The organism is Streptomyces glomeratus, from assembly GCF_021462825.1.
Lineage (GTDB): Bacteria > Actinomycetota > Actinomycetes > Streptomycetales > Streptomycetaceae > Streptomyces > Streptomyces glomeratus.
Map to the genome: position 1 here is coordinate 19290 of NZ_JAKEEB010000033.1, position 25252 is coordinate 44541.

Here is a 25252-nt window from a genome sequence, read left to right on the forward strand (position 1 = left end):
AGATCGTGGCGCTGACCCATGAGCCGACCGCCCCGTACCACTCGGCCCAGGACGCGCTGCGCGTCCTCGAGACGGTGGCGCGACACTCCGCCGGCGTCACCGACGCCGTCCTGGCCCGCAGCACCGGCCTCGGCTCCGAGCGGCTGACCTCCCTCCTGCGGATGCTCCGCCGGGAGGGCTACGTGGAACAGACCGCCGACGGCGCGTATGTCACCGGTGCCGCCCTCAGCCGGCTGGGCTCCGCGCAGGGCCACGAGGAGGCGCTGCGGCAGAAGCTCCAGCAGACCCTCGACCTGCTGCGGGACTCGGTGGGCGCGGCGGTCTACATCAGCCGGTACATCGACGGAGAGGTGCAGGTCACCCAGTGCGCGGAGGGACCGGCGACGCCCGCGGTGCACGAGTGGGTGGACTTCCGCTCCTCAGCGCATGCGAGCGCGGTCGGCAAGAGCCTGCTCGGGCAGCTCGACGTCAACGGCCGGCGGGACCATCTCTCCCGGCACAAGATGGCGCGGCTCACCTCGCGGACGATCACCAACGAGAAGGTGCTGCTGTCCCGGCTCGACGCCCATCCGCCGACGGTTCCGGTGCTCGACCTCCAGGAGTACGCGGTGGGCACGGTGTGCGCGGCCGTCCCGATCACCGCGGGCTCCTCGGTCGGCTGCCTGGCGCTGTCCCTGCCGGTGGAGCACGCACACCGGCTGCGGCAGGCGGCGGACCGGCTGAACAAGGGCGCCGCCCCGGTGCTGCTCTCCCTCGCGATCTGAGGTGGTCACAAGCACCCCTCGGGACCAGGTAGTATTTCTTATGTCGCCGGGCGCGAGAGCGCGAAGCGACGGAGTCTGCGCCGCTAGCTCAGTTGGTTAGAGCAGCTGACTCTTAATCAGCGGGTCCGGGGTTCGAGTCCCTGGCGGCGCACCATGATGATGGCGGGTTCGTTCGCGCGAGAGCGCGACCGAACCCGCCATCGTCGTATGTGCGTCCTGTCCTGCCGGGCGTCGTTCGCCATCGCCGCATGACGCGCGGCTTGGCCGCGCGCTGTGCTGATCGGGGTCACGAGCTCCTGCCTACGGCATGTTCGCGAACAAGCCGTCCGTCGTGAAGGCGTGGTACGTCACCATGAATCCGACACAGAAGGCGACGATCACCGACAGGAAGACGAGGATGCCGACCGTGCCCGCGAGGGCCTTCCCCGGAGCCGGGGAGTGTGCGGTGGCGCGTTCGGGGTGGGCCTGCGTGTAGTGGACGGGCACGATGTCGCCCTCCACCGTCGTCGAGGGACCGTTCGCCTCCTCGAAGCGGACGGTGCGGCCCTCGCGGGTCGAGAACTCGTAGACATGGTGCAGCGTGGTGGTGACGGACGTGTCGCCGCCGCCGCTGGTCGTCGAGTACGTCCGCAGACAGCGCGCCTCGGCGGTCAGCCCGCTGGTCCAGTTGCTCCGCAACTGGAGCGAGCGGCGGACCACCTTCGCCGCCATGGCCAGCGCCCCGGCCATGATCAGGCCCGGCATCGCATAGAAGAAGAAGTCCATGATTCCCCCGAGTCCGGTACGACTCCACGCACGCCGACCTGGTCATGCCGACGTGCGTGGAACGTACCCGGCCGGGTCGCCGTGGCCCCTCAAGCGAAGCTCAGAAACCGGCCCGGGACGGATTCGGGACAGGGTGGTGCTCAGAAGGTGACGTCCGCGCACGAGTAGAACGCGTTGCCCGTGTCCGCGATCGTCCACACCCCGAGGATGAGGTGGTGCCCGCTCAGCCCGCTCGGCAGGGTGCCGGTGTGGGTGAGCGTGGACGGCGGGCGCTGACCGTTGTACGGGACCGTCAGGAACGGGGTGGTGTTCAGGTCCGCCCTGGTCAGGGCGTGGTTCTGATTCCAGCCCGGTTTGGTGACGTAGTACTTGAAGTCGGTCGTCGCGTGTGCGGCGGTGAACTGCCAGCGGAAGGTGTAGCTCTGCCCGCCGCTGACCCTGGTCGTCGGCCACGCCGTGCCCGAGGGGGTCCTGGGCTGGTCGAGCGCGCCGAAGTTGGTGTGGTTCGCCGAACAGATCCGGCCGTCAGCGGGCCCCGCCGCCGGGAAGCCCTTCGGACCCTCGACGCTCTGCGGCTCCCACTGGATGTCGCCGCAGCCGGTGACGATGCCGCCGTTCGCGGCGCACATCTTCTGCCGGCTGAGCGGCTGGTCGGTGTAGCCGTGGGCGCTGGCGCCACCGGTGGAGAGCACGAACGTGCCCGCGGTGGCGAGGCCGACCACGGCCGCGTACCACTTGGCCTTTCTGGTCGTACGGATGCGCATGCTGCCGCTCCTGAAGGATGTGGGGAGTTCCTCGAGCCGTGCGCGCGCACATTCAGGTCTAGACCAAGTCTCAGACTATGGTCGCGAGTTGAACATGTCCATACCAATCGCGACCCGTTTTCGCCCTGGCCTTCGCCCCTCCTCCTCTCCTTCACCCTCCATCGGCCGGACGCCCCGTGTAGAACGCGACCGTCAGGTCCTTCACCAGTGCCTTGCGCTCCAGGTCGTCGAGTTCCACCAGGCCCCGCATGGTCAGCCGGGTCACCGTGTCCTCGACCGAGTCCACCACCGTGCTGAGCACCGTGTCCCGGTGCTCGGCGTCGAGCGCCGCGATACGGCGGCGCTGCAGCCGCTCGGCGACCTCGGGCGCGTACTCGAGCCGGATCGGCTGCGCCGCGAACACCTCCAGCCCGGCCGACTCCACGTCCGCCGCCACCAGCCGGGTGAGCGCGTCACCGATCGCCTCGACATTGCGCAGGCTCACCATGTCCTTTGCCGCGGACGCGTCGGCCGGCACCTGAGGCACCAGCCGCGCGAGGGCCGACTCCACGCACTCCCGCAGATAGGCCTGGTGGTCGTCGATGCCGAGCACGGCGCGCGCGGTGTCCCTGACCCGCCAGGTCACCAGCACGACCACCCGCAACGCGACCCCGTTGGCGTCGACCACGGGGATCGGCTCGCTGCGCCAGTGCCGCAGCCGCACATCGGCCCGGTGGCGCACCACCAGCGGATTCACCCACATCAGTCCGGTCCGGCGGGCCGTGCCCCGGTAGCGGCCGAACACACCGAGCACCCAGGCGTACCCGGTGCGCCCCCGCATCAGCCCGCTGAAACCGAGCAGGCCGAGCGACCCCGCCCCGGCGTATCCGGCCAGCTGCGCCAGCCCGATCCCGGTGCCCGCGCTCGCCGGAAGCTCCAGCACCCGCATCGCCACCGGCGACAGGACGCCCGCCCACCACGAGACGACCCCGCAGCCGCACAGGCCGCCGAGCCCGGCCAGCACGCCCACCGACCCGGGCAGCACCCGGGCCGGCCGCTCGGACAGTTCGGGATCCGAGACCGGCGACCGCCGCAGCGGCTCGGCGCTGCCGCGCACGCACGGCTGCTCACCGGTGCCGAGCCGACGCCCCACCACGGTCGCGGCCGGCGGCACGGATGCCCGTTCGGGGACTTCCCGGAACAGCAGATGGACCGGGATCTCGGTGGTCGACTCACCGTGGATGAGCCGGGCGGACGAGGGGCCGATGTCCTGCGGCGCCCCCTCGGGCTCCGGGACCGGCGATGACGTCGTGCTCATAACTGCCTCCACCCTCCGCGCCAGGAGGTGTCGTGCCGGGATGTGCCGGACAGCGGACCGGGGCCGGGCCGGGAGGCCGGGCCGGAAGATTACGGACAGGGTCTCCGGGTCGAACCGGAGGGTCAGGAGAACAGCCGCCGCCAGGTCTCGGGCCCCGGGTAGCCGTCGGCCTCGCTGCCGCGCCAGCCCTGGGCGCGCTGGAACGCCTCGACGCCGCGCCGGTCGGCCTCGCTCCACCGCGGGCCCGGCCCTTCGGTGTAGTGCCCGCCGAACCCCTTCTCGGCCAACTGCCGTCCCAGCCGGGTGATGTGGGAACCGGTGACACCCGGCCGGAACGCGTCCCGGCCCGGGTAGGCGGGCACCCCTGACGGGAAGGCTCCCGCAAAGGCCCTCGGGAGAAGGGACCGGCCGCGCACGGCGAGCAGGCCACCGAGCTCGGCGGCATACGTGCCGTCGGCACCCTTGCCGACGGAGGCGAGCCCCGGAATGCCGACCGTCGGCATGTGCGCGCCGCCGGCCGGGAGCGGGGTGTCCTTGCCCTCCTCGGCGGCCTTCCCGGCCACGACGCCCTTGTAGCGGTAGGGCACATAGCGGGTGGGATTGGTCGAGTACGGGTAGGGGGTGGTCTTGCGGCGGGCGTGCGGCGGGGTCTGCTCGTAGGCGGTGTAGCTGCGGTGCGTGTAGCTGGTCCAGCCCCCGAAGATGACGACGTGGGAGCCCTTCTCCGGATTGTCGACGTTGTGGAAGAGGAGGATGTCGCCGGGTTGCAGCTCGTCCTTGGAGATGCGGACCGCGAACTGATCCAGGCTGCCCGTCCACTCGTTGCTGCCGAGGTTCCAGGCCATGGAGACGAAGCCGGAGCAGTCCTGCCGGTAGCCGTCCGTCCAGTAGTCGTCCATGCTGTACGGCACCTTGGCCGCGACCCACTTCTTGGCCCGGTTGATGATCTCGGCCCTGGTCGTCGTGGGCATCGACCCCCCGCTCGGCATCACGCCCGTGCCGTGCAGCGGTGAGGTGTGGCCCTGCGGCGTGGACGGCGGCTCCTCACCGGTGGGAACGATCGGCCAGGGAGTGCCCCGGGTGGCCGCCACGGCGGGCACCGCCTCGCCGGGGCCGACGAGCACGGCACCGACGGCGGCGAGCGCGAGGACTCCCCCGACGGCCGGACGCAGGGTCCGCCCGCAGGGGCGGGAACGGGGGAGGGCACCTCGTCCGCGGGCGCATCGGGGGCAGTCGCAGTCGCCTGCGGGCTCGATGTCCTCGCATACCGGAGTCTTCATGCGATTCCCCTCACACTCCCTGGCCGAACCCTGGCGGATTTGTCCTATTTATGTAAATGTGTCAGCTTTCCAACTGTCCACTCAAATCGCCCAATGACGCCCAGAAAGATGCATAGCGGACGATCACCCGGGGGTACGGGCCGCCCGGACGGAGGCCCGGACGGGCGGCCCGCCGGGAGCACCGCTCGGGATCGGGTAGAGTTCTCCGGGTCAGCAGGCGCCGCTAGCTCAGTTGGTTAGAGCAGCTGACTCTTAATCAGCGGGTCCGGGGTTCGAGTCCCTGGCGGCGCACGACCGGAAGGGCCCCTCGCCGTGGCGAGGGGCCCTTCCGCATGCACACTCAATGGTTCCGGATCAAACCTCTTTCCGGGAAAACAGCCCGGTGGTCCTCACCGCTTCACGCCCGTCAGATACGCCGACACCACCACGTTCGCCGTGTAGGTACGGCTCGCCCGGTCGAAGGTGCCCCCGCAGGTGATCAGCCGCAGCTCCGCCCGGCCCGACTGCCGCGTCCCGTACGCCTCGTGGGCGTCGAACCGGTCGCGGGCGAGTACCTGGACGCCCTCGACGGTGAACTCGGCGACCCGGCCGTCGTCGCGCGTCACCCGCACCTTCGCGCCCTGCCGCAGGCTGCTCAGCTTGTAGAAGACGGCGGGCCCGGTCTCGGTGTCGACGTGTCCGACGAACAGCGCCGCCCCGACGGCACCCGGCATCACCCCGCCCCCGTACCACCCGGCCACGCCCGGCTGGTCGAAGGGCGGCGGATCGATCGCCCCCTCGGGGTCCAGACCGCGTGCCACGACCGGGGCCTGCACCCCCAGGGCCGGGATGTCCACGCGCAGTGGCTTGGCCTTGCCCAACGGATGGGCCGCGGGCGGCAGTTCGGTGTCCGGGGGCCGGCCGGCGGCGGCCATGTCCCCGGTCGCCGGTGCGGAGACCCCCGGGTGCACATCGGTGACCTCGCGCCCCCACATCCACAGACCGAGCAGCAGGACCACCCAGGCGACGCCCATCAGCAGGCGGCCGGTACCGGAGGAATGTTCGTCACTGGACACGGTTCACTCCCGGCCACGACCCCGGCGGATGCTCCGCGCGATGATCACCACGGCGGCGACGCTCACCAGGACGAGTCCGACGATCGCCTGCCGGGTGTCCGGTGCGGCGTTGCGGGCGTCTGTGGACGAGCGGTACGCGATGGCGCCGCCGCCCGCGTGCACGGGCGCGACCGGCGAGGAGGGCGCGGCGGGAGCACGTGCGGAGACGCGGGCGGACGGGGACGCGGGGCCGCCGGAGCGGGAGGCGGCGGGGGAAGCGGAGGCGGTCGGGGAGGCCGGGCCGAGCGAGGTGGACGGCGCGAGCGGCACCGCTCCGCCGACGTTGAGTACGCCCTTGACCTCCCGGCCGTCACAGCCGACGGTGACCGAGTACAGGCCCGGACGCGCCGTGGAGCGGACCCGGGTGTCGCCGGTCAGCATGCCGTCCCTGCCCACGAGCCGCGCATCGGCGACGAACGCGTCGGACGCCGCGCTGCCGGTCGCACCGGCACAGCCCCGCACGGACAGCCGGATGTCGGTGCCGGGCGTGGGGAACGCAGGGGTCAGGAAGACGCCCTGCGCGTCCGCCGCGGATGCCGTGGGCGCGAGGACGGCCGCGACGACGGCACCCGCACACAGAGTGAGACGTAGTGAACCCATCGTGAACCTCCCGATACCAGGAGGCTCACATCCCGGACACTCCGGCGCATCCGGACGGGACCTCCGCTACTCCGTATGGGGGGTCCAGGACCGTCCGGGCACCGGACCCGCCGCGCCCGGCCGCCGGGCGCGGGCCGGGGCGTCAGACGAGGTCGACGAGGTCCGCGATGGAGTTCACCACGTGGGAGGGCCGGTAGGGGTACCGGTCGATGTCCTGCGGCGTGGTCAGCCCGGTGAGCACCAGGAACGTCTGCATCCCGGCCTCCATGCCGGCCAGCACGTCGGTGTCCATCCGGTCGCCGATCATGGCGCTGGTCTCGGAGTGCGCCCCCAGTGTGTTCAGTCCGGTCCGCATCATCAGCGGGTTCGGCTTGCCCGCGAAGTACGGCTTCTTCCCGGTGGCCTTGGTGATCAGAGCGGCGACCGCGCCCGTGGCGGGCAGCGGCCCCTCGGGGGACGGGCCGGTCTCGTCGGGGTTGGTGCAGATGAAGCGGGCACCGCCCTGGATCAGCCGGACCGCCTTGGTCATGGCCTCGAAGGAATACGTACGGGTCTCGCCGAGGACGACATAGTCGGGCTCCTGGTCGGTCAGGATGTAGCCGATGTCGTGGAGCGCCGTGGTCAGCCCCGCCTCTCCCAGGACGTACGCCGAGCCGCCGGGCCGCTGGTCGTCCAGGAACTGGGCGGTCGCGAGCGCCGAGGTCCAGATGTTCTCCACCGGGACATCCAGACCCATGCGGCTCAGCCGGGCGTGCAGATCGCGCGGGGTGTAGATGGAGTTGTTGGTGAGCACGAGGAAGGGCTTGCCGGACTCACGCAGCCTCTTCAGGAAGGAATCGGCACCCGGGATCGGAACGCCCTCGTGGATGAGTACACCGTCCATGTCGGTGAGCCACGACTCGATGGGCCTGCGCTCTGCCATGTGCGATCTCCTGCCGTGCGTCGTGCTGCGTGAGTCCCAGCCTAGCGATCAGTTGTTCGTAGCGGTTTTCCAGTCATCGACGTACGTCTGAAGGTTCTTGTCGATGTCGTTCCAGTCCGGCTCGAAGACCTGGACGCCGTCCATGAGGTGAGTCAGCGCGGTGGCGTTGGCGTCGGTGGCCCCGATGTCCTTGCGGGCCGCGAATCCGCCGCCGATCTCGCTGACCTGCTGCTGGGCGGTGCGGCCGAGCAGGTAGTCCAGCAGCTTCCGGCCGTTCTCGGAGTGCGGGGCCTTGGTGACGAGCCCGGCGGCGTACGGCAGGGCGAAGGTGGTCGGCCTGCCGCCCTGCCGTGCCGGGAACCAGATGCCCAGGTTCGGCATGGTCTTGGACTGGGCGAAGTTCATCTGGACGTCACCATTGGCGACGAGCAGTTCTCCCTTGTCGACCTTGGGCGCGAGCTTGCCGGTGGAGGCGGACGGGCCGACGTTGTTGGCCTGAAGCTTCTTCAGATACGCGAGCGCCGCGTCCTTGCCGCCGAAGTCGTTCATCGCCTTGACCAGCACGGCGGTTCCGTCACCGGCGACACCAGGGGTGGAGTACTGGAGCTTTTCGCGGTACTTCGCGTCCAGCAGCTCCTCCCAGGTGGTGGGCGCCTTCTTCAGCTCCTTCTTGTTGTAGACGAACCCGAAGTAGTTGTTGACGACGGAGGTCCAGGTGCCGTCGGCGGCCTTGTCGGCGGCGGCGACCTCGCCGGAGCCCTGCGGCGCGTACTTCACGAGCAGGCCCTTGCTGTCCGCCTGCTGGATGAACGGGGGCAGGGTGACGAGCACGTCGGCCTGCGGGTTGCTCCGCTCGCGCAGGGCGCGCTGGACCATCTCGCCGGAGCCGCCCTCCACGTAGTCGACCTTGATGCCGGTCTGCTTCTCGAAGTCCTTGAAGACGCGGTCGTACCAGCCGTCTCCGTTCTCGCCCTTGAGGCCGTCCGCGCTGTAGACGGTGACGGTCTTGGCTTCGGCGGCGCCTGAGTCGCCGCCGCAGGCGGTGAGCGATCCGGCGAGAACGAGGCTGCCGAGGACGGCGGCGAGCGGCTTGGCGGGGATTCTGTGCATGGCGAGACGAACTCCTTGCGTGGTGAGGGACGGTGAGGAAAAGGGCCGGTCGGGAGGTCAGCGGTATGCGGCCCGGGTACGGATCCGGGCCACGGCGAACAGGACGAGCAGGGTGGCCGTCATGAGGACCACCGCGAGAGCGGAGCCGGTGAACAGCCGGCCTCGGTCGGTGGCGGCGTAGATCTGGACCGGAAGCGGGGTCCAGTCGGGCGGGTAGAGCATCATCGTGGCGCTCAACTCGCCCATGGACAGGGTGAAGCAGAGGCCGGCGGCGGCCGTCAGCGAGGGCAGCAGCAGCGGCAGCCGGATCCGCCACAGCACGTAGGCGGGCCGGGCGCCGAGGGAGGCCGCGGCCTGCTCGTACGCGGGGTCGAGCCGGAGGACGGCCGCGGAGACGGACTGGTACGCGAAGGCCGTGACGAGCACGGTGTGGGCCAGGATCACGATCCACCGGGTGCCGTTGAGCAGCACGGGCGGCTGGGAGAAGGCCACCAGGACCGCGAGCCCGACCACGACCGAGGGCACGGCGACGGGCAGCACGAAGAGCGCGTCGAGCACGCGCCGCAGCGGCCTGGGCAGGGCGTGCGCGCCGAGCGCGCCCCAGGTGCCGACGGCGAGGGCCAGCAGGCTCGCGGTGACCGCGGTGACCAGGCTGGTGGTGAGTGCCTGGAGGGAGTCGCCGCGGGTGGCCGCCGTGTAGTGGGCGGTCGTGAAGCCGGAGGGAAGCGCGCCGGACCAGTGGCCGGCGAACGACGCGGCGAGTATCACGAGCAGGGGCAGGGCGAAGAGGGGAAGGAAGAGGACGAGGAAGAGACCCCACACGGCCCACTTCCCCGCGCGGTTATGCACCAGCACGGCGGCTCACCACCCGGTAGAGGCCGTACAGGCCCACGGAGACGAGGACGTTGACGACGGCGACGACACAGGCGCCCGGATAGTCGGACTCCAGGATCGCCTTGGAGTAGACGAGCGTCGGCAGGGTGCTGACGCCCTTGGCGCCGGTGAACAGCACGATGCCGAACTCGTTGAGGGCGAGGACGAGGACGAGTCCGCCGCCGGCCGCGAGCGCGGGCAGCGCCTCGGGCAGGATCACCCGGCGCACGATCCGCGCGGGCCGCGCGCCGAGCGACGCGGCGACCTCCAGTTGCGCGGTGTCGAGCTGCGAGAACGCGGCGAGGAGGGGACGCATCACGAAGGGCGTGAAGTAGGTGACCTCCGCGAGGAGGACACCCCAGGGCGTGGTGAGGAAGTGGAAGGGCCCGGAGGCCTCGCCGGTCGCCTCGGTCCACAGCCCGTTGGCCATCCCCACGCTGCCGTAGAGGAAGAGCAGGGCGAGGGTGATGAGGAAGGAGGGGAAGGACAGGAAGACGTCGACGAACCGGGCGACGGCCTTCGCCCCGGGGAACGGTACGAAGGCGATGACGAGGGCGAGGAAGAACCCGAGGACCAGACAGCAGGCGGTGGCGGCGAGCGCCAGCCAGACGGTGGTCCACAGGGCCTGGCGGAACGCGGCCGAGGCGAAGACAGCGGTGTACGGCTTGAGGGAGGTGCCCCCGGTGTCGGACTGGAAGGACTGCCGGACGACCAGCGCCAGAGGGTAGAGGAAGGCGGCCGCGAGCAGGACCGCCGGCGGAAGGGACCAGGCCAGCCGCCTAACCACCGGACACCCCCGCCTCCAGCAGCACCGCGTCCTCGGGGGCGAAGTGCACCTCCACCGCGTCCCCGGGCGCCGGCGGGCGCCTCAGCTCCCGTACGTCGGCCATGACCCGGTGGCCCGCCACGTCGACGTACAGCCGGTGGGTGGCGCCCCGCCACTGGATCTCGCCGACGACTCCGGCCAGCCGGTTGGGCCCGGGGCCGAGGCCCACGACGTGCGGCCGTACGCACAGGGTCGCCGCGGCTCCCTTCGCCGCTCCCCGCGTGTCCACCTCCAGCTCGACCCCGCCGAAGGCCACGCCCTTCGCTCCCACGGTCACCGGGAGCAGGTTGGCGTTGCCCACGAAGGACGCCGTGAACCCGGTGCGCGGCGCCCGGTACAGCTCCCGTGGCGTTCCGACGTCCTGCAGCCGCGCCCGGTCCATGACCGCGATCCGGTCCGCCAGCGTCAGCGCCTCGACCTGGTCGTGGGTGACGTACAGGATCGTCACGTCCGGCAGTTCGCGGTGCAGCCGGGCGAGTTCGGCCAGCATTCCGGAGCGCAGCCGGGCGTCCAGCGCGGACAGCGGCTCGTCCAGCAGGAGCACCCCGGGGCGTACGGCGAGCGCCCGCGCGATCGCCACCCGCTGCTGCTGCCCGCCGGACAGCTCGCGCGGATACCGGCGCCCGTACTCCCCCATTCCGGTCATCTCCAGCGCCTCGGCGACCCGCGCGGGGATCTCCCGCCGGGGCACCTTCCGGGCCCTGAGCCCGAAGGCCACGTTGTCCGCGACCCGCATATGCGGAAAGAGCGCGTACTGCTGGACGACCATCCCGATGCCGCGCTGGTGCGGCGCCAGCCCGGTGACGTCGCGCTCGCCGACGTACACCCGCCCCGAGGCCGGGCGTACGAACCCGGCGACGGCGCGCAGCGCGGTCGTCTTCCCGGAACCGGACGGCCCGAGCAGCGCCATCACCTCGCCGGGTTCGACGGTGAGATCGAGCGCGTCCAGGACGGTGGTCCCGCCGTACGCGACCGAGACCCGGTCGAAGCGAATGCCGGTCATGCCGGGTCGACCTCGCTCAGGAGCGCGGGGAGTCCGGCCACCGAGCCGAGCACATGGGTGGCCCCGGCGGTGCGCAGCGCCGCCTCCTCGTGGGCACCGGTGAGCACCCCGCCCACCAGGCCGGCCCCGGCGCGCACCCCGCTGAGCATGTCGTAGGAGGTGTCGCCCACGACCGCGACCCGTCGTACGTCGTCGGCGGCCCCGGTGCGCAGGAAGGCCGTCAGCACCATGTCCGGGTAGGGGCGCCCCCGGCCTCCGGCGTCCGCCGGGCACAGGGTCAGCGGGACCAGGTCCCGCCAGCCGAGGGCGTCGAGGATCGCGTCCTGGGTGACGCGGGCGAACCCGGTGGTGAGCACGACCGTCCGTCCGCCGGCCCGGAGTTCCTCGACGGCCGCGCGGGCTCCGGGTATCTCGGTGACGTGTCCCCCGTCGACCAGTTCGGCGTACGCCTTTTCGAACGCGGAGTTGGCGCGCCGGGCGAGGTGCTCCGCGCCGAACAGGTGCCGGAAGACGGAGATCTTGGACTCGCCCATGGTGGCGCGGACGTAGGCGAGCTTCTCCGCGTGCTCGGCGGAGCCGGGCTCCACGCCCAGTTCGGCGGCGGCCGCGGCGAAGGCCCGTTCGACGAGTCCGCCGTCGGCGACGGTGGTCCCGGCCATGTCGAGCACGATGAGACGTATGTCGGTCATGAGGTGGTTCACCAGCCCAGTTCGTTCGCGGTCTTCTCGGCTATCGCGGGTGCGCAGGTCATGCCGCGCCCCCCGGGCCCGGTGACCAGCCACACCCCGTCGACCACCCGCTGCCGGTGCACGACCCGCCCCGGGTCGGTGCACTGCGCGTACACCCCGGCCCAGCGGCGGCGGATCCTCGGCAGCGGCCGGCCGAGGAATCCCTCGACGACCTCCGCCAGGTGCTCGTACGGATCCTCGAGCGTGTCGAAGGCGAACGGGTGCTCGTACTCGTGGGTGTCGCCGATGGTCAGGCCGCCGTCCGCGCGCTGCACCATCAGCAGCTGCATCCGGTGGCCGGCGGCGACCGCGGTCTGCGGCTGCGCGGCTTCGAGGCGGTCGAGGGCCTCCCCGCGGTAGGCGGGGTAGTAGCGGAAGCTGTCGGCGTCGGCGACCGAGGTGGGCAGGGGTTCGCCGAGCGGGTCGGTCTGCATCATCTGCAACCGCACACGGCGCACGGGCAGATCGGGCGCCAGCTCCTTCACCAGCCCGCCGAGCCAGGCGCCCGTGCACAGCACGACCGCATCCGCACGGTGTACGTCGCCGTGGTCGTCGCGGACCGTGCCGGGCCCGGTGACCTCGCGGACCTCGCGGCCCGGCAGGAAGGTGTAGTTCGGGGACTTCAGCAGCTCGGCGCGCAGGGCGAGCTGGGCGGTGCGGGGTTCGACGGCGGCGTCGCGTTCGCAGTACAGGGCCGCCTGGTAGCTGCCGCGCAGGGCGGGGTTCACCGCGCGCGCCTCGGCCGCGGTGAGCAGCTTGTAGCCGCGCGCGGCCGCGTCCGGGCGGGACAGGGCGGCCTCGGCGACGGCCCGTTCGAGGTCGGTGCGGACGGGAGTCAGCGATCCGTTGGCGCGGAAGCCGAGCGCCGGCGCGACGGCACCGATCCGCTCCCAGAGCTCCCGTGCCCGCAGGGCGGTTTCCAGCTCGTCGCCGCCCGCGCGGCCGCTCACCCAGATCTGTCCGAAGTTGCGCAGCGAGGCGCCCCGGGCTTCGGCCTCCCGCTCGATCTGCACGACCTGGTGGCCGCGCTCCACTGCTTGCCAGGCGTGCATGGTGCCCACCACGCCGGCTCCGACGACTGTCACTCTCACAACGGCCACGCTCCTCGGGACGGGAAAACCGGAAGGATCCGGTCGGCATCCAGATGGTGAACCGCCCTTCAAGTTTGGGCTAGACCTGTTATCCATCCGTAATAAAAGCGGGCGGGTCCAAGAGGACCCGCCCATCGCGCCGATCAATCGCCCAGACGGGCGGTGAAGGAGAACCGGTCTCCCCGGTACAGCGTCCGCACCCGCTCCAGCGGCCGCCCCTGCGTGTCCCGGGAGACGCGGTGGATCAGCAGCATCGGCAGGGCCGGCGGCGTACCGATGAGCAACGCCTCCCGCGGTGCGGCGAGCACGGTCTCGATGCGCTCGTCGGCCTCGCCGAAGGCGATGCCCTGCTCGTGGAGATAGCCGTAGAAGGAGGAGTCGGGGTCGAAGTCGGTGCCGAGCCGCGGGACCCTTGCCACCGCCACATAGGTGCTCTCCAGGCCGACCCGCTCGTCGTCGGCGAGGAGCACGCGCTCCATGTGCCAGACCGGTTCACCGCGGGTGAGACCGGTCTCGGCGGCCAGGGCGTCGTTGCAGGGGAAGCGGTCCAGGGTGATCAGGCTGCGGCCAGGGGTGCGGCCCTGCCTGCGCACACCTTCGGTGTAGCTGGCCAGGGACAGCGGCTGCTCCAGCTTGGGGCCGGCGACCACCGTGCCCCGCCCCTGCCGCCGCAGCCTGCCCTCGAGAAGCAGGTCGCGCAGTGCCTGCCGCACGGTCTCACGAGCCACGTCGTACCGCTCGGAGAGGTCGCGTTCGGTGGGCAGCAGCCCGCCCTCGCCCAACTCCTTCACAAGTGCGGCGATCTGCGCCTTCACCGCGTAGTACTTGGGAATGCGGCCGTGCTCGGGGATGCCGGAGCGGACGGGGGCGCCGGGGTCCTGGTCGTTCGGGTAGTCCACGGGGTGATCGTCGCAGACCGGCCGTACGGCACCCGGGGGCGGGCGGCCGGTGTCAGTGGCGTCTGCGGGCCATCACGAGGGACCCGCCCGCGACGAGCAGGCCTGCCGCGGCCATCATCAGTCCGCTGACGAACTTGATGAGGTCGCGCGGCGGTTGCGGCGTGGTGACGGCCAGCGTCTGGGCGGTGGGGGTCAGCTCCGGGGCGGGGGGCTTGGCCGCCGCACTCTTGTGCGCCGGTTCGGCCGACCGGTCCTTGCTCGCGGGCTTGGCCGGCCGGTCCTTGCTCGCGGGCTTGGCCGACTCGTCCTTGCCCGCAGGCTTGGCCGACTCGTCCTCGCCCGCAGGCCGGGCGGACTGGCCCTTGCCCGACTCCTCGGCCACCTTGCCCGGTTCGGCCGCCTTGTCCGTGTGTCGGGCGGCGGGGGCGGGGGCCGACTCGATCTGGAACCAGTAGTTGTTCGACTCGCCTACCCAGTCGCCGTCGTTGCCGTCCTTCCGCACGATCGCGGCCCTCACCAAGACGTCGTTCGGCCGGGCCTTCGTGCTGAGCGCCAGGCGCACCTTCACGGTGAGCTGCCCGTGGGGGGCCACCGTGAAGCCGGGGAAACCGTCGTCGAAGGGGCCGACCAGCTCCTGCCGGTCGGTATGGGTGAACGTCACCGGGTGCCAGCGGCCGTCCCCGAAGAATTCCAGCTTGGCCTCGGCGTCCCTCAGCTTGCGCTGCTGGTCGGCCAGGACGACCACCGGGTGGATGTTCTCGCAGGACTGTTCGGTCGCGTTGTGGAGGTCGATGTACCAGGTTTGGTCGGCGCCGCCGGGCTTGTAGCTGCCGGGGCCGCCGTGGATGCGGGTGGTGAGGGGGAAGTCGTGGCCGGACGTACCGGAGCAGCTGGGCCGCGCGTCGGCGACGAGCGCCGCGGCGGGCGCCTGCCTGAGGAGGAGGACGGCGGCGAGCGCACAGGGCAGGAACAGAGACAGTCGAGAAGGTCGAGACAGTCGCATGAACATATGAGCTTCCATAGGGGGCGCCCTCCGGGGCGCGCCACGCCTGGAGAGCGGCACTCGGCAGGGGCAAGTCCCCCCGATCAGCGCAGTGGGCCCACCCTTGTGGAGGGTGTCGACGTGCGCCCCGCCCGGGTGCCACTTCGGGCTCTGCCCGGGTGTCGGTCCGCGCCTTGCCCGGGTGCCGCTCCCCACCCTGCCGGGCGCCACTCCACGCCCTGTCCAGGTGCCACTCCACGCCCTGCCCGGGCGCCACCTCTGCCCCCTGCCCGGGTGCCACCCCGCCTCCCCGGGTGCCACCCTGCGCCCTCCCCGGGTGTCGCTCCGCACCCTGTCCAGGCGCCACTCCGTACCCTCCCCGGGCGTCACTCCGGACCCGCACCTTGCGGGTGTCAGCCCTCCGCCCGCCCGAACAGCGGCGCGAGCAGGAGTTGGGCCGCACCCTCCGCCACCCCGCGCGCCCCTCCGGGGGCGACGCCCACCGGGACACCCGCGGTCGAGCCCTCCCGCCGGGCCCGCGCGTCGAGGACGGCGCCCACTCCGTGCAGGAACGACTCGGGGTGCGCGGCGACGGTACGGCCTCCGAGGAGCACCAGGTCGATGTCGAGCAGCCCGGCCAGGTTCGCGGCGCCCGCGCCGAGGACCCGCGCCGCCTCGGCCACGTCACCGCGTGCGACGGCGGCCAGGCACAGCGCCTCGATGCAGCCCCGGTCACCGCAGTCGCAGGGCGGCCCGTCCAGCTGGATCACCTGATGCCCGAACTCCCCGGCTCCGGTCCGCGCGCCCCGGTGCACGGCCCCGCCGATGACCAGTCCGGCACCGAGTCCGGTCCCGAGGTGCAGATAGGCGAACGACGCGTACGCGCCCCCGACCGCCCCGTCCAGGGCGAGCCCGAGCGCCGCGGCGTTCGTGTCCTTGTCGACGACCACGGGCATCCCGAGCCGCCGTGCGAGCGCGTCCCGCAGCGGGAACCCGTCCCACTCGGGGAACCCGGTGACCCGGTGCAGCACACCGTGCAGATGGTCCAGGGGGCCGGGGAGCGCCACGCCGACGCCGAGGATGGGCAGGGGGGTGGGGGCGGGGGTGCCGGTGGTCCTCCCGGTGACCTCCGCCCCCACGTTCCTCCCGCTCGCCACCGGCCCCGGGCTCCCCCCGTTCAACCCCGGCGCTCCCGCCGCTCCCGCCGCTCCCGCCGCCCCGGCGCGCAGGGCCTCCACTTCCCGGGCGGCTCCCTCCAGCACGGCCTCCGCGCCGGCGCCCAGGTCCAGCGGCGCTCGCCGATCCGCGACCACCGCACCCGTCAAGTCGCAGAGCACGGCCCGCAGTTCGTCCCGGTCGAGGTGGAGTCCCACCGCATACCCCGCCTCCGGCACCAGCCGCAGCACCGTCCGCGGTTTGCCGCCGGTGGAGGCGCGGCGGCCCGCCTCCACCGCGAGGCCGTCCGCGCGCAGCCGGGCGGTGATCTTGCTGACGGCCTGCGGGGTCAGTCCGGTCCGCTCCGCCAGTTCCAGCCGGCTGATCCCGGCCTCCCCCGCCGTGCGCAGCAGGTCCAGCACGAGCGCGGCGTTGTGGCTGCGCAGCCCCAGCAGGTTCACTCCCCCCGCCACGGTTCCCCCGACCCCACGCCTGCCTGTACCCGGTCCCGCATTCGTCCTGTCCACACCCCCATTCTCCCCCGCGCTTGCACTTTGGCAACAGCGTTGCGAAAGTAGAGCCATGACTGCCACAGCCCCTGGTACTGACACCCCCCTGCGCGTCGGCCTCGTCGGCTTCGGCCTCGCGGGCTCCGTCTTCCACGCCCCGCTGATCGCCGCAACCGAGAACATGGTCCTCGACACGGTGGTCACCTCGAGCCCCGAGCGGCAGAAGGAGGCGCGCGCCGAGTACCCGGACGTGCGCATCGCCGCCACCACGGACGAGCTGTGGCCCCGGGCCGGGGAACTGGACCTGATCGTCATCGCGTCCCCGAACAGGACGCACGTCCCGATCGCGACGGCCGCCCTGGAGGCGGGCCTGCCGGTCGTGGTCGACAAGCCGATCGCGGGGACGGCGGCCGAGGCACGCGGGCTGGCGGCCCTCGCCGAGGAACGCGGCCTCCTGCTCTCCGTCTTCCAGAACCGCCGCTGGGACAACGACTTCCTGACCCTCCGCAAGCTGATGGCCGAAGGCGAGCTGGGCGACGTGTGGCGCTTCGAGTCCCGCTTCGAGCGCTGGCGTCCGCAGCCCAAGGGCGGCTGGCGCGAGTCCGGCGACCCCGCGGAGATCGGAGGTCTGCTGTACGACCTGGGCAGCCATGTCGTCGATCAGGCGCTCGTCCTCTTCGGCCCCGCCGCCTCCGTGTACGCCGAGGCGGACGTCCGCCGCCCGGGTGCGCAGACGGACGACGACACGTTCATCGCCGTCACGCACACCAGCGGCGTCCGCTCCCACCTGTACGTCTCCGCGACGGCGGCCCAACTCGGCCCCCGTTTCCGCGCCCTGGGCTCCGAGGCGGGCTATGTGAAGTACGGCCTGGACCCACAGGAGGCGGCCCTGCGCGAGGGCCTGCGTCCCGGCCCGGAGTGGGGCCGGGAGCCCGAGTCCCTGTGGGGCCGCATCGGTGCCGGGGAGTCCCCGCTGAGCGGCGGCGGCCGCCCCGTACCGACCCTGCCCGGCGACTACCCGGCGTACTACGCGGCCGTCGCCAGGGCCCTGCGCGAGGGCGGTCCGAACCCGGTCACCGCACACGAAGCCGCCGCGGCCCTCGATGTCCTCGAGGCGGCCCGGCGCTCGGCCCGCGAGGGTGTGGCGGTGGCACTGTGACGACGACCGCTCCGGGAATCCCCGAACTCGAAGCCCAGGAGCGCCGCTTGACGCTCCCCCACTTCTCCTACGACGACGCATGGGCCCTCGGCACCCTGCTGGTGGAGCTGGCGCGGGCCCGCAGCGCGCCCGTGGCGATCGACATCCGGCGCGGTGGCCAGCAGCTCTTCCATGCGGCGCTGCCGGGCTCCACGCCGGACAACGACGCCTGGATCGACCGCAAGCGCCGCGTGGTCGAGCGCTACGGCTGCTCCTCCCTGCTGGTCGGCACCCGCTTCCGCGCCAAGGGGACGACGTTCGAGGAGTCCTCCCGTCTGGACCCCGACGTGTACGCGGCCCACGGCGGCGCGTTCCCCATCGCGGTGGAGGGCGCGGGCGTGATCGGCACGGTGGTGGTGTCGGGTCTGCCGCAGCTGGAGGACCACGCGTTGGTGGTCGAGGCTCTGGAACGGTTCACAGAGGCCCGTCAGGGGCGCACGGGGAACTGCGCGAGCGGCCAGGGACGGCCCGCGGCCGCCGAACTCCCGTAGTTCCCCGGTTGTCCCGGCGGAACGCCTACGCGTCGCGGAACTCCTGCCGCTGCCGGCCGAGCCCCTCGATCTCCAACTCCACCACGTCCCCGGCCCGGAGATACGGCTTGGGCTCGGGCCGCCCCATGGCCACCCCCGCCGGCGTCCCGGTGTTGATGACGTCACCGGGGTACAGCGTCATGAACCGGCTGACGTACCGCACCACTTCGGCGACGGGGAAGATCTGTTCCGCGGTGGTCCCGTTCTGCTTCAGCTCCCCGTTGACCCAGAGCCTCAGACCGAGGTTCTGGGGATCGGGTACCTCGTCCGCGGTCACCAGCCACGGTCCCAGCGGATTGAACGTCTCGCAGTTCTTGCCCTTGTCCCACGTTCCGCCGCGCTCGATCTGGAACTCGCGCTCGGAGACGTCGTGCGCCACCGCGTACCCGGCGATGTACGCCGGCGCCTCCTCGCGCGATTCCAGATAGCGGGCCGTTCGCCCGATGACGACCGCGAGTTCGACCTCCCAGTCGGTCTTGGCGGACCCGCGCGGCACGAGCACGGTGTCATGGGGCCCGACCACCGTGTCCGCCGCCTTGAAGAAGATCACCGGCTCGGCGGGCGGTTCGGCACCGGTCTCGCGGGCGTGGTCGTGGTAATTGAGGCCGATGCAGACGATCTTGCCGATGCGGGCGAGCGGCGGTCCGACGCGCAGTCCCTCCGCGTCCAGCTCCGGGAGTTCGCCCGACGCGGCGGCGGTGCGGATCCGGTCGAGCGCCGCGTCGTCGGCGAGCAGCGGCCCGTCGATGTCCGCGACGAGACCCGACAGATCGCGCAGGGTCCCCTCGGCGTCGAGCAGCGCGGGCCGCTCCTCTCCCGCGGTACCGACGCGCAGCAGCTTCATGATCACAATCTCCCTCGATCGCGGCGGCCCGACCGACGGATACGGCAGGAGTGCGGCCGGGTCGCAGCCATCGGAGGACCGGTCGATCCTCCAAGGCCAAGGTCCGGCCCGCAACACCCCGTTCACGGACTGGACCGCCCGAACCGGCCCGGCGACCCGCCCGGCAACCGGCTGGCGACCGGCCCGGCGACCAGGCCGACGGACCGCCCGGCGGACCGGCCCCGACCCGAGCGCCACCACACTCAGCGGTGGAGCACCGCCCGCTCGACCGCGCTCCACGTCGTACTGGTGACCATGTACAGCGCGGCGGCCAGCGGCACCACCGCCACGGTGACCAGGGTGAGGAAGGACAGGAACGGCATCACCTTGGCGACCGCGCCGAGCCCGGGCACCTGCTCCCCCTCCCCCGCCCGAGCCACGCTCTCGGCCGTCGTCCGCCGCGCACGCCGGAAGGTGAAGGCGGCGACTGCCGCGACGAACGCGAACAGCCCGAGGTAGACGAGTCCGGCCGATCCGAGGAGTCCGCCGTGGCCGAGCGCGTCCGCCCAGCGGTCACCGAGCGGCGCGGCAAACAGCGTGTGGGTGAGCAGATCGTTGCCCTCGCCGCCGATCGTGGTGCTCGAGAACAGGTGGTAGAGGAGGAAGAAGGCGGGCACCTGGAGCAGGCTCGGCAGCAGGCCCGCGAACGGAGTGACGCGTTCGCGGGCGTGCAGTTCCAGAACCGCCCGCTGGAGCCTCTCGGGGTTCTTCGCGTGCTTCCTGCGCAGTTCGGCGATCTCGGGTTGCAGCCTGGCGCGGGCCTGCTGTCCGCGCGCCGCGGCCCGGGACAGGGGGTGGACGAGAAGTCGTACGAGCGCGGTGAACAGGACGATCGCGGCGGCCGTCGCGGAGGTGTGGAAGAGCGGCTGAAGCAGGTCTGCGAGCCACTCGACCAGGTCGGCGAACACGGACATGAACGTGGACATGGATGAGCCCTCCGGGGGTCTCGTCGTGCCGGGAGGAGAAAAAAGGTGTCGGCATGACGACCCGCGCGGGGTCACACGTCTGCGCACGCGTGCGGCGAGCGCTTGGAAACGAAGAGAAGAGGTGTGGGCCCTACGCGGTGGTCGCCGGGAGAGCCCGCCCCGGTGCGCGGGGCCGGCTGCGGCCCGGAGCGTCGGGGTCCCGCTGCGGCAGGAAGGCGGTGCGGTGCTCGCGGTCGCGCAGGGCCGTGCGCACCCGCGTCGGTGGCACGGCGGGCACGCTGCGGGCGGCGATCAGCGCACAGACGGCGAGTGCGGAGCCGGCCGCGGCGGTCGCGGCGAAGGCGACGGCGGCGGGCAGGCTGCCGGTGCCGAGGACGGCGACCTCGAGGAGCAGGACGAGCAGAACGGCGGCGGGGCACAGGTTCACCCGGCTACGGATCATGGACTGCCCTCCCCTCACACGTCTCACCCTCCTACAGGCTCGGTCCCGTCATACAGGCCCGTCACACAGAGCCGTCACCCATGCTCGATCTCGATCGGCTGCAACAGCCTCCTCGGCTTGAGGATCGCTCGGCTGACCGGATCGGCCGGGTTCGGGTCGAGCCCGGGTCCCGGCACTACTTCGACGTCCGGAGCGGGCACGACGGTTCCGCAGGCGGGACATTCGCCGTACGAGCCCAGTTCCGTCCCGCAGGACGCGTGCCGGAAGATACGCAGCCGGTTCTCGGTGAAGTGGTCACGTCCCCACAGGCTCAGCGCGCGCAGGACGGGCCACAGGGCGATGCCGCGGTCGGTGAGCACGTACTCGTCCCTGGGCGGCGAGTCCTGGTAGCGGCGCTTCTCGAGGACGCCCTCGGCGGTGAGGGTCTGGAGACGGGCCGCGAGAACGGCGCGCGGGATGCCGAGGTGGACGAGGAAGTCGTTGTAGCGCCGTACGCCGTAGAACGCGTCACGCACGACGAGCAGCGTCCAGCGCTCGCCCACGACCTCCAGCGCCCGGGCGATCGAGCACTCCTGTGTCGCGTAGTCCTTACCGAGAGCCATGACCCCACTGTAACCACTTTTCAGCCCACGGGTTCATTGAACGAATCGACTTTGCCTCTTATTGGTTCAATGAGCGAACCGACGTGTTACGTTCGGGGCGCGAGCAAGTTCAAAGAACGAACCTACCGCTCCCGCCCCTCCCATCCGCTCCGGAAGCGCAGGCCATGTCCCAGTTGGAAACCACCGCAGCCACCGTCACCGCACCCGCGCCCCCAAAGGCCCCACGGGCCACCCCCACCCTCGCCCTGACCAGCGCGGCCACGGCCGTGGCCCTGATGAACTACACCGCCCCGGTGGTCACGCTCCCCGACACCGTCGCCGCCCTGCACACCCCGGTCTCCGCTCAGGCCTGGCTCCTCAACGGCACCCCGCTGGGCCTGGCCGCGCTGCTCCTGGTGGCCGGCAGCCTCGCCGACGACTACGGCCGCCGCCGGATCTTCGTGGCCGGCACGGTCGCCCTCGGACTCACCGCCGCGCTCGGCGCCTTCACCACCTCGACCTGGCTGTTCACGCTCGCCCGCATCACCCAGGGCGCAGCGAGCGCGGCCATCCTCGCCAGCAGCCTCGGCCTGCTGGTGCACGCCTACCCGAGCCCGCGCGGCCGGCTGCACGCGACCGGCGTGTGGGGCGCGTTCGTCAGCGGCGGTATCGCGGCGGGCCCCCTGATCGCCGGGGCGATGCCCACCTGGCGGGCCGCCTACGGCGTTCTCGGCGCCGCTGCGCTCGTGATCGCGGTCCTGTCGGTGCGCACTCTGGCGGAGTCCCGCGCACCCCGCGCCGGCCGGCCCGACCTCGTGGGGGCAACCGTCTTCAGCCTGGCCCTCGTCTCCCTGGTGGCCGCGCTCACCCTGGGCCGGGACGGCTGGCTGAGAGCACCGGTTCTTCTGCTGTTCGCCGCTGCCGTGCTCCTGATCCTGGTCTTCGCGCTGGTCGAGCACCGCACCCGCACCCCGATGATCGACCTCACCCTGCTGCGCCGCCCGCGCTTCCTCGGCTCCTCGGCGGCCGGACTGTTCACGGGCCTCGGGGTGATCGGCCTGTTCAGCTTCCTGCCGGCCCTGCTCCAGCGGACGCTGGGCCTCTCTGCCATGGACACGGCATGGCTGTTCCTGGTCTGGTCCGGCCTGTCCTTCGCGGTCGCCCTCCAGGCGAAGCGGCTCGCGGGCCGCGTCTCGCCCCGCCACCAACTGGCCCTCGGCTTCGGGCTGCACGCCGTCGCCGTCCTGACCATGCTCGGCGCGATAGGCGCCCACTCATGGGGGCGGATGCTGCCCGGCCTGGTGATCGGCGGCGTGGGCAGCGGTCTGCTGAACGCCGCGCTACCGCTGGTCGCCGTGGAGTCGGTTCCCATGGCACGGGCGGCGATGGGCTCGGGCGCCCAGCAGACGTTCCGCTACATCGGCTCCTGCGCGGGCGTGGCCCTCACCATCGCCCTGGTGACCTCGGGCGGCGGCGCGCCGGCCCACGGCGCGAACATCGCCCTGATCGTCTCGGCGGGTCTGGCCCTGGTGGGTGCGGCCGGTGTTCTGGCACTGCGGGAGCGGGGCGCCTGAGGCATCGGCCGGTCACCCGCCCCCGTCCGTGCCCTTCGGTGCCGGTGCGCCCCGGCCGACCGTCACGGACCATCGCACGGCCGGCGGCGCCGAGACGGACACGGTGCCGCCGCGGTCCGCGCCTGTCAGCGCCAACTGGTTCTCGTAGGAGCTGATCTGGCCGGCGAGGCAGTCCACGGGGAAGGAGACACCCACCGACCGCACCACGACGTACATGCTCCCCCGGCCCTCGCACCGCACATGGACGACCAGAGCGTCACCCCTCCTGCCCTTGCCCAACTCGAAGCTCGCGTTGCCGCTGGTCGGCTGCCGGCGGCCGGCGAGGGTCTCGCCGTCATCGAGCTCCGGCGCCCGGAACACGGGCCGTTCGGGGGCGGCGGTGGCGGTCACCGTGACCTCGCCTGGCGTGGCGGAGCCGCTGGACCGCTCGGGTACCGCGCGTGACGGCCCGGCGCCGGAGTGGCCCGTCGTGCAGGCGGCGAGCGGAAGCAGCAGCACGGCACAGGCGGCGGTGCCCCATCCCGCAAGCGTTCTCGAGGACACCTCACACCTCCCGAACGGCCCAGGAGACCACACCGGTCGACCCCTCGGCGCCGTCGACATCGATATGGACGGAGCTGTTCCGGCTGTGCCCGTGCGGGGTGATCCGCTGCGACACCACCGACCGGTCGCACGGCACGGTGGCCTTCGTACCGGCGCCCGACGGCGTGAACCCCACCCGGATACCGCCCCGGCCGACGCACACCAGGTCGAGCAGGTATCTCCCGCCCACGCGCAACAAGTGCTCGGTGTGGATGCCGTCGGCGACGCGCTCCGTACCCGCCTCCACCAACGACCCGCTGCCGACGGCGGAAAGGGCCGCCTCAGCCTGCTCGGTCAGCGTCTGCCCGGAGAGGCGGGCCGCCGTCCGGGAACTCGGCGGGGGCGAGGCACCCGCCGGGGTCTCGTGCCGTCCGGACGCAGTGCACGCGGCGAGCAGCAGCACCGCCGCCGGCACCACACCACCGGCGATCCAGACCCGCGGGCGCGCGGCGGCGCCCGTACGCGCAGAGGTCATGACCGGTCTCCCCCGTCTTCCAGCCGTACCCGGTCCGGGTGTTTTCCCAGCACCGTCTCCCCGTGTTCTCCGGGCACACGTCTCCCGGCGCTCTCCCGGCACCGTCTCCCCGTGTTCTCCGGGCACACGTCTCCCGGCGCTCTCCCGGCACCGTCTCCCGGCGCTCTCCCGGCACCGTCTCCCGGTGTTCTCAGGCACCGTAGTGGCTCTCTGCCACCTGTCTGCTTCGCTCCCGGATCTTCTGAGCAAGACGTGAGGTCCCCGACCGGGGCCTCCGCCGCCCCCTGCCCCTGGCCTGCGAATCTCTCTCGTTTGTCGGTCGGCGGCAGTACGGTGTCCCCCATGCGCCCCGACACGCCTGCCGAGAACGTCGACCACAACGCCGAAGCAGCACGCCTGGAGCGGACTGCCGGCCTGTACCCCCAGGACGCGGAACACCTGCTGCTCCAGGCCGCGGCCCACCGGGAACTGGCCGGTGACCGCCCCGGCGCCACCGCGCTGTACGACCGCCTGCTGTCGTCCTCCGACCCTCTGGAGAACCCCCACCTCGTACGGGCCCTGAAGGCATCGAACCTGTGGGAGTACGACCACGAGGCGGAAGCCCGGGCGATCATCGACGGAGTCCGTGCGTCCGCCCCCCGCCACCCGGCGCCCTGGCTGATCGTCGCGGAGTCGCTGGAGTCGCACGACGAGCTCGAGGCGGCGGAGGCGACGTTCACCGAGGGGCTGCGGCTCCTCGTCGGCGAGACCGCGGAGCCCCCGCAGTCCACCCACCCGCTGCTCTACGGCCGCCACCGGGTCCGCCGCATGCTGGGCGCGGCCCATGACCAGTGGGACACCCTGGCCGACACCCTCCACTCCTCCTCGGTGTCCCTGGACGAACTCCACGACCCGAAGCGGATCTGGTCCCTGGGCTCGGACAACCCGGCGGAGCTCCAGGCCGAGATCGGCCGCCTGCGGGCGGAGCTGGGCGCGTACCGGGAGGCCCTGTCCCGCCCGTTCCCGGTCGCGATCCTGCACTGGCCGGCGCCCGAACTGCACGAGCTGGTGTCGGCGTACCCGTCGCTGGCCACCGAGTACTCCTCCCACGAGGAGCACCTGTCGACGATAGAGGCCTCCCTGAGGGAACTGGCCGCCTCCGGCACCCCGAACCTGGGCATCGTGACGGGCACGGTCCCGTCGTACGAGGCCTTCGCGGCGTCGGAGGGCACGCACCCGGAGGACACGTCCCTGCTTCCCCAGTACGCGACGACCCTGGCGGCGCGAGGACGGGCCGTGGCTTGGCCGCCGGAGCAGGGCCGTGTGTGCTGGTGCGGCTCAGAGCGGGTTTATGACGGGTGCCATGGCGTAGGGGTGTGAGCCACGACCGCGCGACGGCTTCACCTCTCAAGCCGATGAC

General features: G+C 72.1%; 27 protein-coding genes and 2 tRNA genes. 7 read left to right on the forward strand and 22 right to left on the reverse strand.

From position 1 onward, the window contains the following. Positions 1 to 5 precede the first annotated feature (5 nt). Entirely contained in the window at positions 6 to 764 is a 759-nt protein-coding gene (locus LZ604_RS28185; protein ID WP_234518482.1) for an IclR family transcriptional regulator, read from the forward strand. 77 nt (positions 765 to 841) lie between these two features. Continuing rightward, positions 842 to 918: transfer RNA gene (locus tag LZ604_RS28190), tRNA-Lys, on the forward strand. Between the two features lie 146 nt (positions 919 to 1064). On the opposite strand, the gene LZ604_RS28195 is transcribed toward LZ604_RS28190, so the two are convergent. From LZ604_RS28195 to LZ604_RS28210, 4 genes are all read right to left on the reverse strand, one after another. After that, a complete protein-coding gene (locus LZ604_RS28195; protein ID WP_234518483.1) occupies positions 1065 to 1529 on the reverse strand; it encodes a DUF3592 domain-containing protein in 465 nt (154 codons plus the stop codon). Positions 1530 to 1669: 140 nt separating this feature from the next. Continuing rightward, positions 1670 to 2293 (reverse strand): lytic polysaccharide monooxygenase auxiliary activity family 9 protein, encoded by a 624-nt coding sequence (locus LZ604_RS28200; RefSeq protein ID WP_234518485.1) that lies wholly within the window; start codon positions 2291 to 2293, stop codon positions 1670 to 1672. Between the two features lie 151 nt (positions 2294 to 2444). Then, the gene (locus LZ604_RS28205) at positions 2445 to 3590 is read right to left on the reverse strand and encodes an SPFH domain-containing protein (protein ID WP_234518486.1); all 1146 of its coding nucleotides are present in this window, start codon (positions 3588 to 3590) and stop codon (positions 2445 to 2447) included. 122 nt (positions 3591 to 3712) lie between these two features. Continuing rightward, on the reverse strand, positions 3713 to 4870 hold the full coding sequence (locus tag LZ604_RS28210; protein WP_234518488.1) for a peptidoglycan-binding protein: 1158 nt from the start codon (positions 4868 to 4870) through the stop codon (positions 3713 to 3715). 217 nt (positions 4871 to 5087) lie between these two features. On the opposite strand from LZ604_RS28210, the gene LZ604_RS28215 reads away from it, so the two are divergent. Beyond that, positions 5088 to 5161 (forward strand) — tRNA-Lys (locus LZ604_RS28215). A gap of 98 nt (positions 5162 to 5259) precedes the next feature. Here LZ604_RS28215 and LZ604_RS28220 read toward each other — a convergent pair. The 12 genes from LZ604_RS28220 to LZ604_RS28275 form a co-directional block, all read right to left on the reverse strand. Continuing rightward, positions 5260 to 5883: a class F sortase gene (locus LZ604_RS28220; RefSeq protein ID WP_234518570.1), complete on the reverse strand. Its 624-nt coding sequence runs from the start codon at positions 5881 to 5883 to the stop codon at positions 5260 to 5262. A gap of 45 nt (positions 5884 to 5928) precedes the next feature. After that, the gene (locus tag LZ604_RS28225; RefSeq protein WP_234518489.1) at positions 5929 to 6564 is read right to left on the reverse strand and encodes a hypothetical protein; all 636 of its coding nucleotides are present in this window, start codon (positions 6562 to 6564) and stop codon (positions 5929 to 5931) included. Between the two features lie 142 nt (positions 6565 to 6706). Further along, the gene (locus tag LZ604_RS28230; RefSeq protein ID WP_234518490.1) at positions 6707 to 7486 is read right to left on the reverse strand and encodes an HAD-IIA family hydrolase; all 780 of its coding nucleotides are present in this window, start codon (positions 7484 to 7486) and stop codon (positions 6707 to 6709) included. A 48-nt stretch (positions 7487 to 7534) separates the two neighbouring features. Further along, positions 7535 to 8596 (reverse strand): 2-aminoethylphosphonate ABC transporter substrate-binding protein, encoded by a 1062-nt coding sequence (locus LZ604_RS28235; RefSeq protein WP_234518491.1) that lies wholly within the window; start codon positions 8594 to 8596, stop codon positions 7535 to 7537. A gap of 57 nt (positions 8597 to 8653) precedes the next feature. Beyond that, entirely contained in the window at positions 8654 to 9451 is a 798-nt protein-coding gene (locus LZ604_RS28240; RefSeq protein WP_234518492.1) for an ABC transporter permease, read from the reverse strand. Next, a complete protein-coding gene (locus LZ604_RS28245) occupies positions 9438 to 10256 on the reverse strand; it encodes a 2-aminoethylphosphonate ABC transporter permease subunit (RefSeq protein ID WP_234518493.1) in 819 nt (272 codons plus the stop codon). The genes LZ604_RS28240 and LZ604_RS28245 overlap by 14 nt, the downstream gene beginning before the upstream one ends. Next, a complete protein-coding gene (locus LZ604_RS28250) occupies positions 10249 to 11298 on the reverse strand; it encodes an ABC transporter ATP-binding protein (RefSeq protein WP_234518494.1) in 1050 nt (349 codons plus the stop codon). Before LZ604_RS28250 ends, LZ604_RS28245 begins: the two co-directional genes overlap by 8 nt. Further along, entirely contained in the window at positions 11295 to 11987 is a 693-nt protein-coding gene (locus LZ604_RS28255; RefSeq protein WP_234518495.1) for a phosphonatase-like hydrolase, read from the reverse strand. The genes LZ604_RS28250 and LZ604_RS28255 overlap by 4 nt, the downstream gene beginning before the upstream one ends. Before the next feature lie 8 nt (positions 11988 to 11995). Further along, complete coding sequence (locus LZ604_RS28260; RefSeq protein ID WP_234518497.1) at positions 11996 to 13117, reverse strand: TIGR03364 family FAD-dependent oxidoreductase; 1122 nt, start codon at positions 13115 to 13117, stop codon at positions 11996 to 11998. A 143-nt stretch (positions 13118 to 13260) separates the two neighbouring features. Next, complete coding sequence (locus LZ604_RS28265; RefSeq protein WP_234518498.1) at positions 13261 to 14016, reverse strand: GntR family transcriptional regulator; 756 nt, start codon at positions 14014 to 14016, stop codon at positions 13261 to 13263. Between the two features lie 52 nt (positions 14017 to 14068). Next, positions 14069 to 15019, reverse strand: a complete 951-nt coding sequence (locus LZ604_RS28270) for a hypothetical protein (RefSeq protein ID WP_234518499.1) — start codon at positions 15017 to 15019, stop codon at positions 14069 to 14071. A gap of 392 nt (positions 15020 to 15411) precedes the next feature. After that, positions 15412 to 16737 carry an ROK family transcriptional regulator gene (locus tag LZ604_RS28275; RefSeq protein WP_267971924.1) on the reverse strand — a complete coding sequence of 442 codons (1326 nt, stop codon included), beginning with the start codon at positions 16735 to 16737 and terminating at the stop codon, positions 15412 to 15414. Here LZ604_RS28275 and LZ604_RS28280 point away from each other — a divergent pair. Next, positions 16736 to 17821: a Gfo/Idh/MocA family protein gene (locus tag LZ604_RS28280; protein ID WP_234518501.1), complete on the forward strand. Its 1086-nt coding sequence runs from the start codon at positions 16736 to 16738 to the stop codon at positions 17819 to 17821. The two genes, LZ604_RS28275 and LZ604_RS28280, sit on opposite strands and share 2 nt — an antisense overlap. Then, positions 17818 to 18351, forward strand: coding sequence for a heme-degrading domain-containing protein (locus LZ604_RS28285; RefSeq protein ID WP_234518502.1), 534 nt, complete (start codon positions 17818 to 17820; stop codon positions 18349 to 18351). The genes LZ604_RS28280 and LZ604_RS28285 overlap by 4 nt, the downstream gene beginning before the upstream one ends. A 25-nt stretch (positions 18352 to 18376) precedes the next feature. Here LZ604_RS28285 and LZ604_RS28290 read toward each other — a convergent pair whose 3' ends face one another. The 4 genes from LZ604_RS28290 to LZ604_RS28305 form a co-directional block, all read right to left on the reverse strand. After that, positions 18377 to 19234, reverse strand: coding sequence for a fumarylacetoacetate hydrolase family protein (locus LZ604_RS28290; RefSeq protein WP_234518503.1), 858 nt, complete (start codon positions 19232 to 19234; stop codon positions 18377 to 18379). 242 nt (positions 19235 to 19476) lie between these two features. Beyond that, entirely contained in the window at positions 19477 to 20187 is a 711-nt protein-coding gene (locus LZ604_RS28295) for a YidC/Oxa1 family membrane protein insertase (protein ID WP_234518571.1), read from the reverse strand. A gap of 142 nt (positions 20188 to 20329) precedes the next feature. Continuing rightward, the gene (locus LZ604_RS28300; RefSeq protein WP_234518505.1) at positions 20330 to 20641 is read right to left on the reverse strand and encodes a DUF6412 domain-containing protein; all 312 of its coding nucleotides are present in this window, start codon (positions 20639 to 20641) and stop codon (positions 20330 to 20332) included. Between the two features lie 74 nt (positions 20642 to 20715). Continuing rightward, a complete protein-coding gene (locus LZ604_RS28305; RefSeq protein WP_234518507.1) occupies positions 20716 to 21243 on the reverse strand; it encodes a winged helix-turn-helix transcriptional regulator in 528 nt (175 codons plus the stop codon). Between the two features lie 164 nt (positions 21244 to 21407). Here LZ604_RS28305 and LZ604_RS28310 point away from each other — a divergent pair, with 164 nt between their 5' ends. Then, positions 21408 to 22796: an MFS transporter gene (locus LZ604_RS28310; protein WP_234518509.1), complete on the forward strand. Its 1389-nt coding sequence runs from the start codon at positions 21408 to 21410 to the stop codon at positions 22794 to 22796. 12 nt (positions 22797 to 22808) lie between these two features. On the opposite strand, the gene LZ604_RS28315 is transcribed toward LZ604_RS28310, so the two are convergent. Together LZ604_RS28315 and LZ604_RS28320 are read right to left on the reverse strand one after the other, a co-directional pair. Beyond that, the gene (locus tag LZ604_RS28315; RefSeq protein ID WP_234518511.1) at positions 22809 to 23339 is read right to left on the reverse strand and encodes a hypothetical protein; all 531 of its coding nucleotides are present in this window, start codon (positions 23337 to 23339) and stop codon (positions 22809 to 22811) included. A gap of 1 nt (position 23340) precedes the next feature. Beyond that, positions 23341 to 23853 (reverse strand): DUF6023 family protein, encoded by a 513-nt coding sequence (locus tag LZ604_RS28320; protein ID WP_234518512.1) that lies wholly within the window; start codon positions 23851 to 23853, stop codon positions 23341 to 23343. Between the two features lie 342 nt (positions 23854 to 24195). On the opposite strand from LZ604_RS28320, the gene LZ604_RS28325 reads away from it, so the two are divergent. Continuing rightward, positions 24196 to 25212, forward strand: a complete 1017-nt coding sequence (locus LZ604_RS28325; protein ID WP_234518515.1) for a tetratricopeptide repeat protein — start codon at positions 24196 to 24198, stop codon at positions 25210 to 25212. The last annotated feature ends 40 nt before the right edge of the window (positions 25213 to 25252 follow it).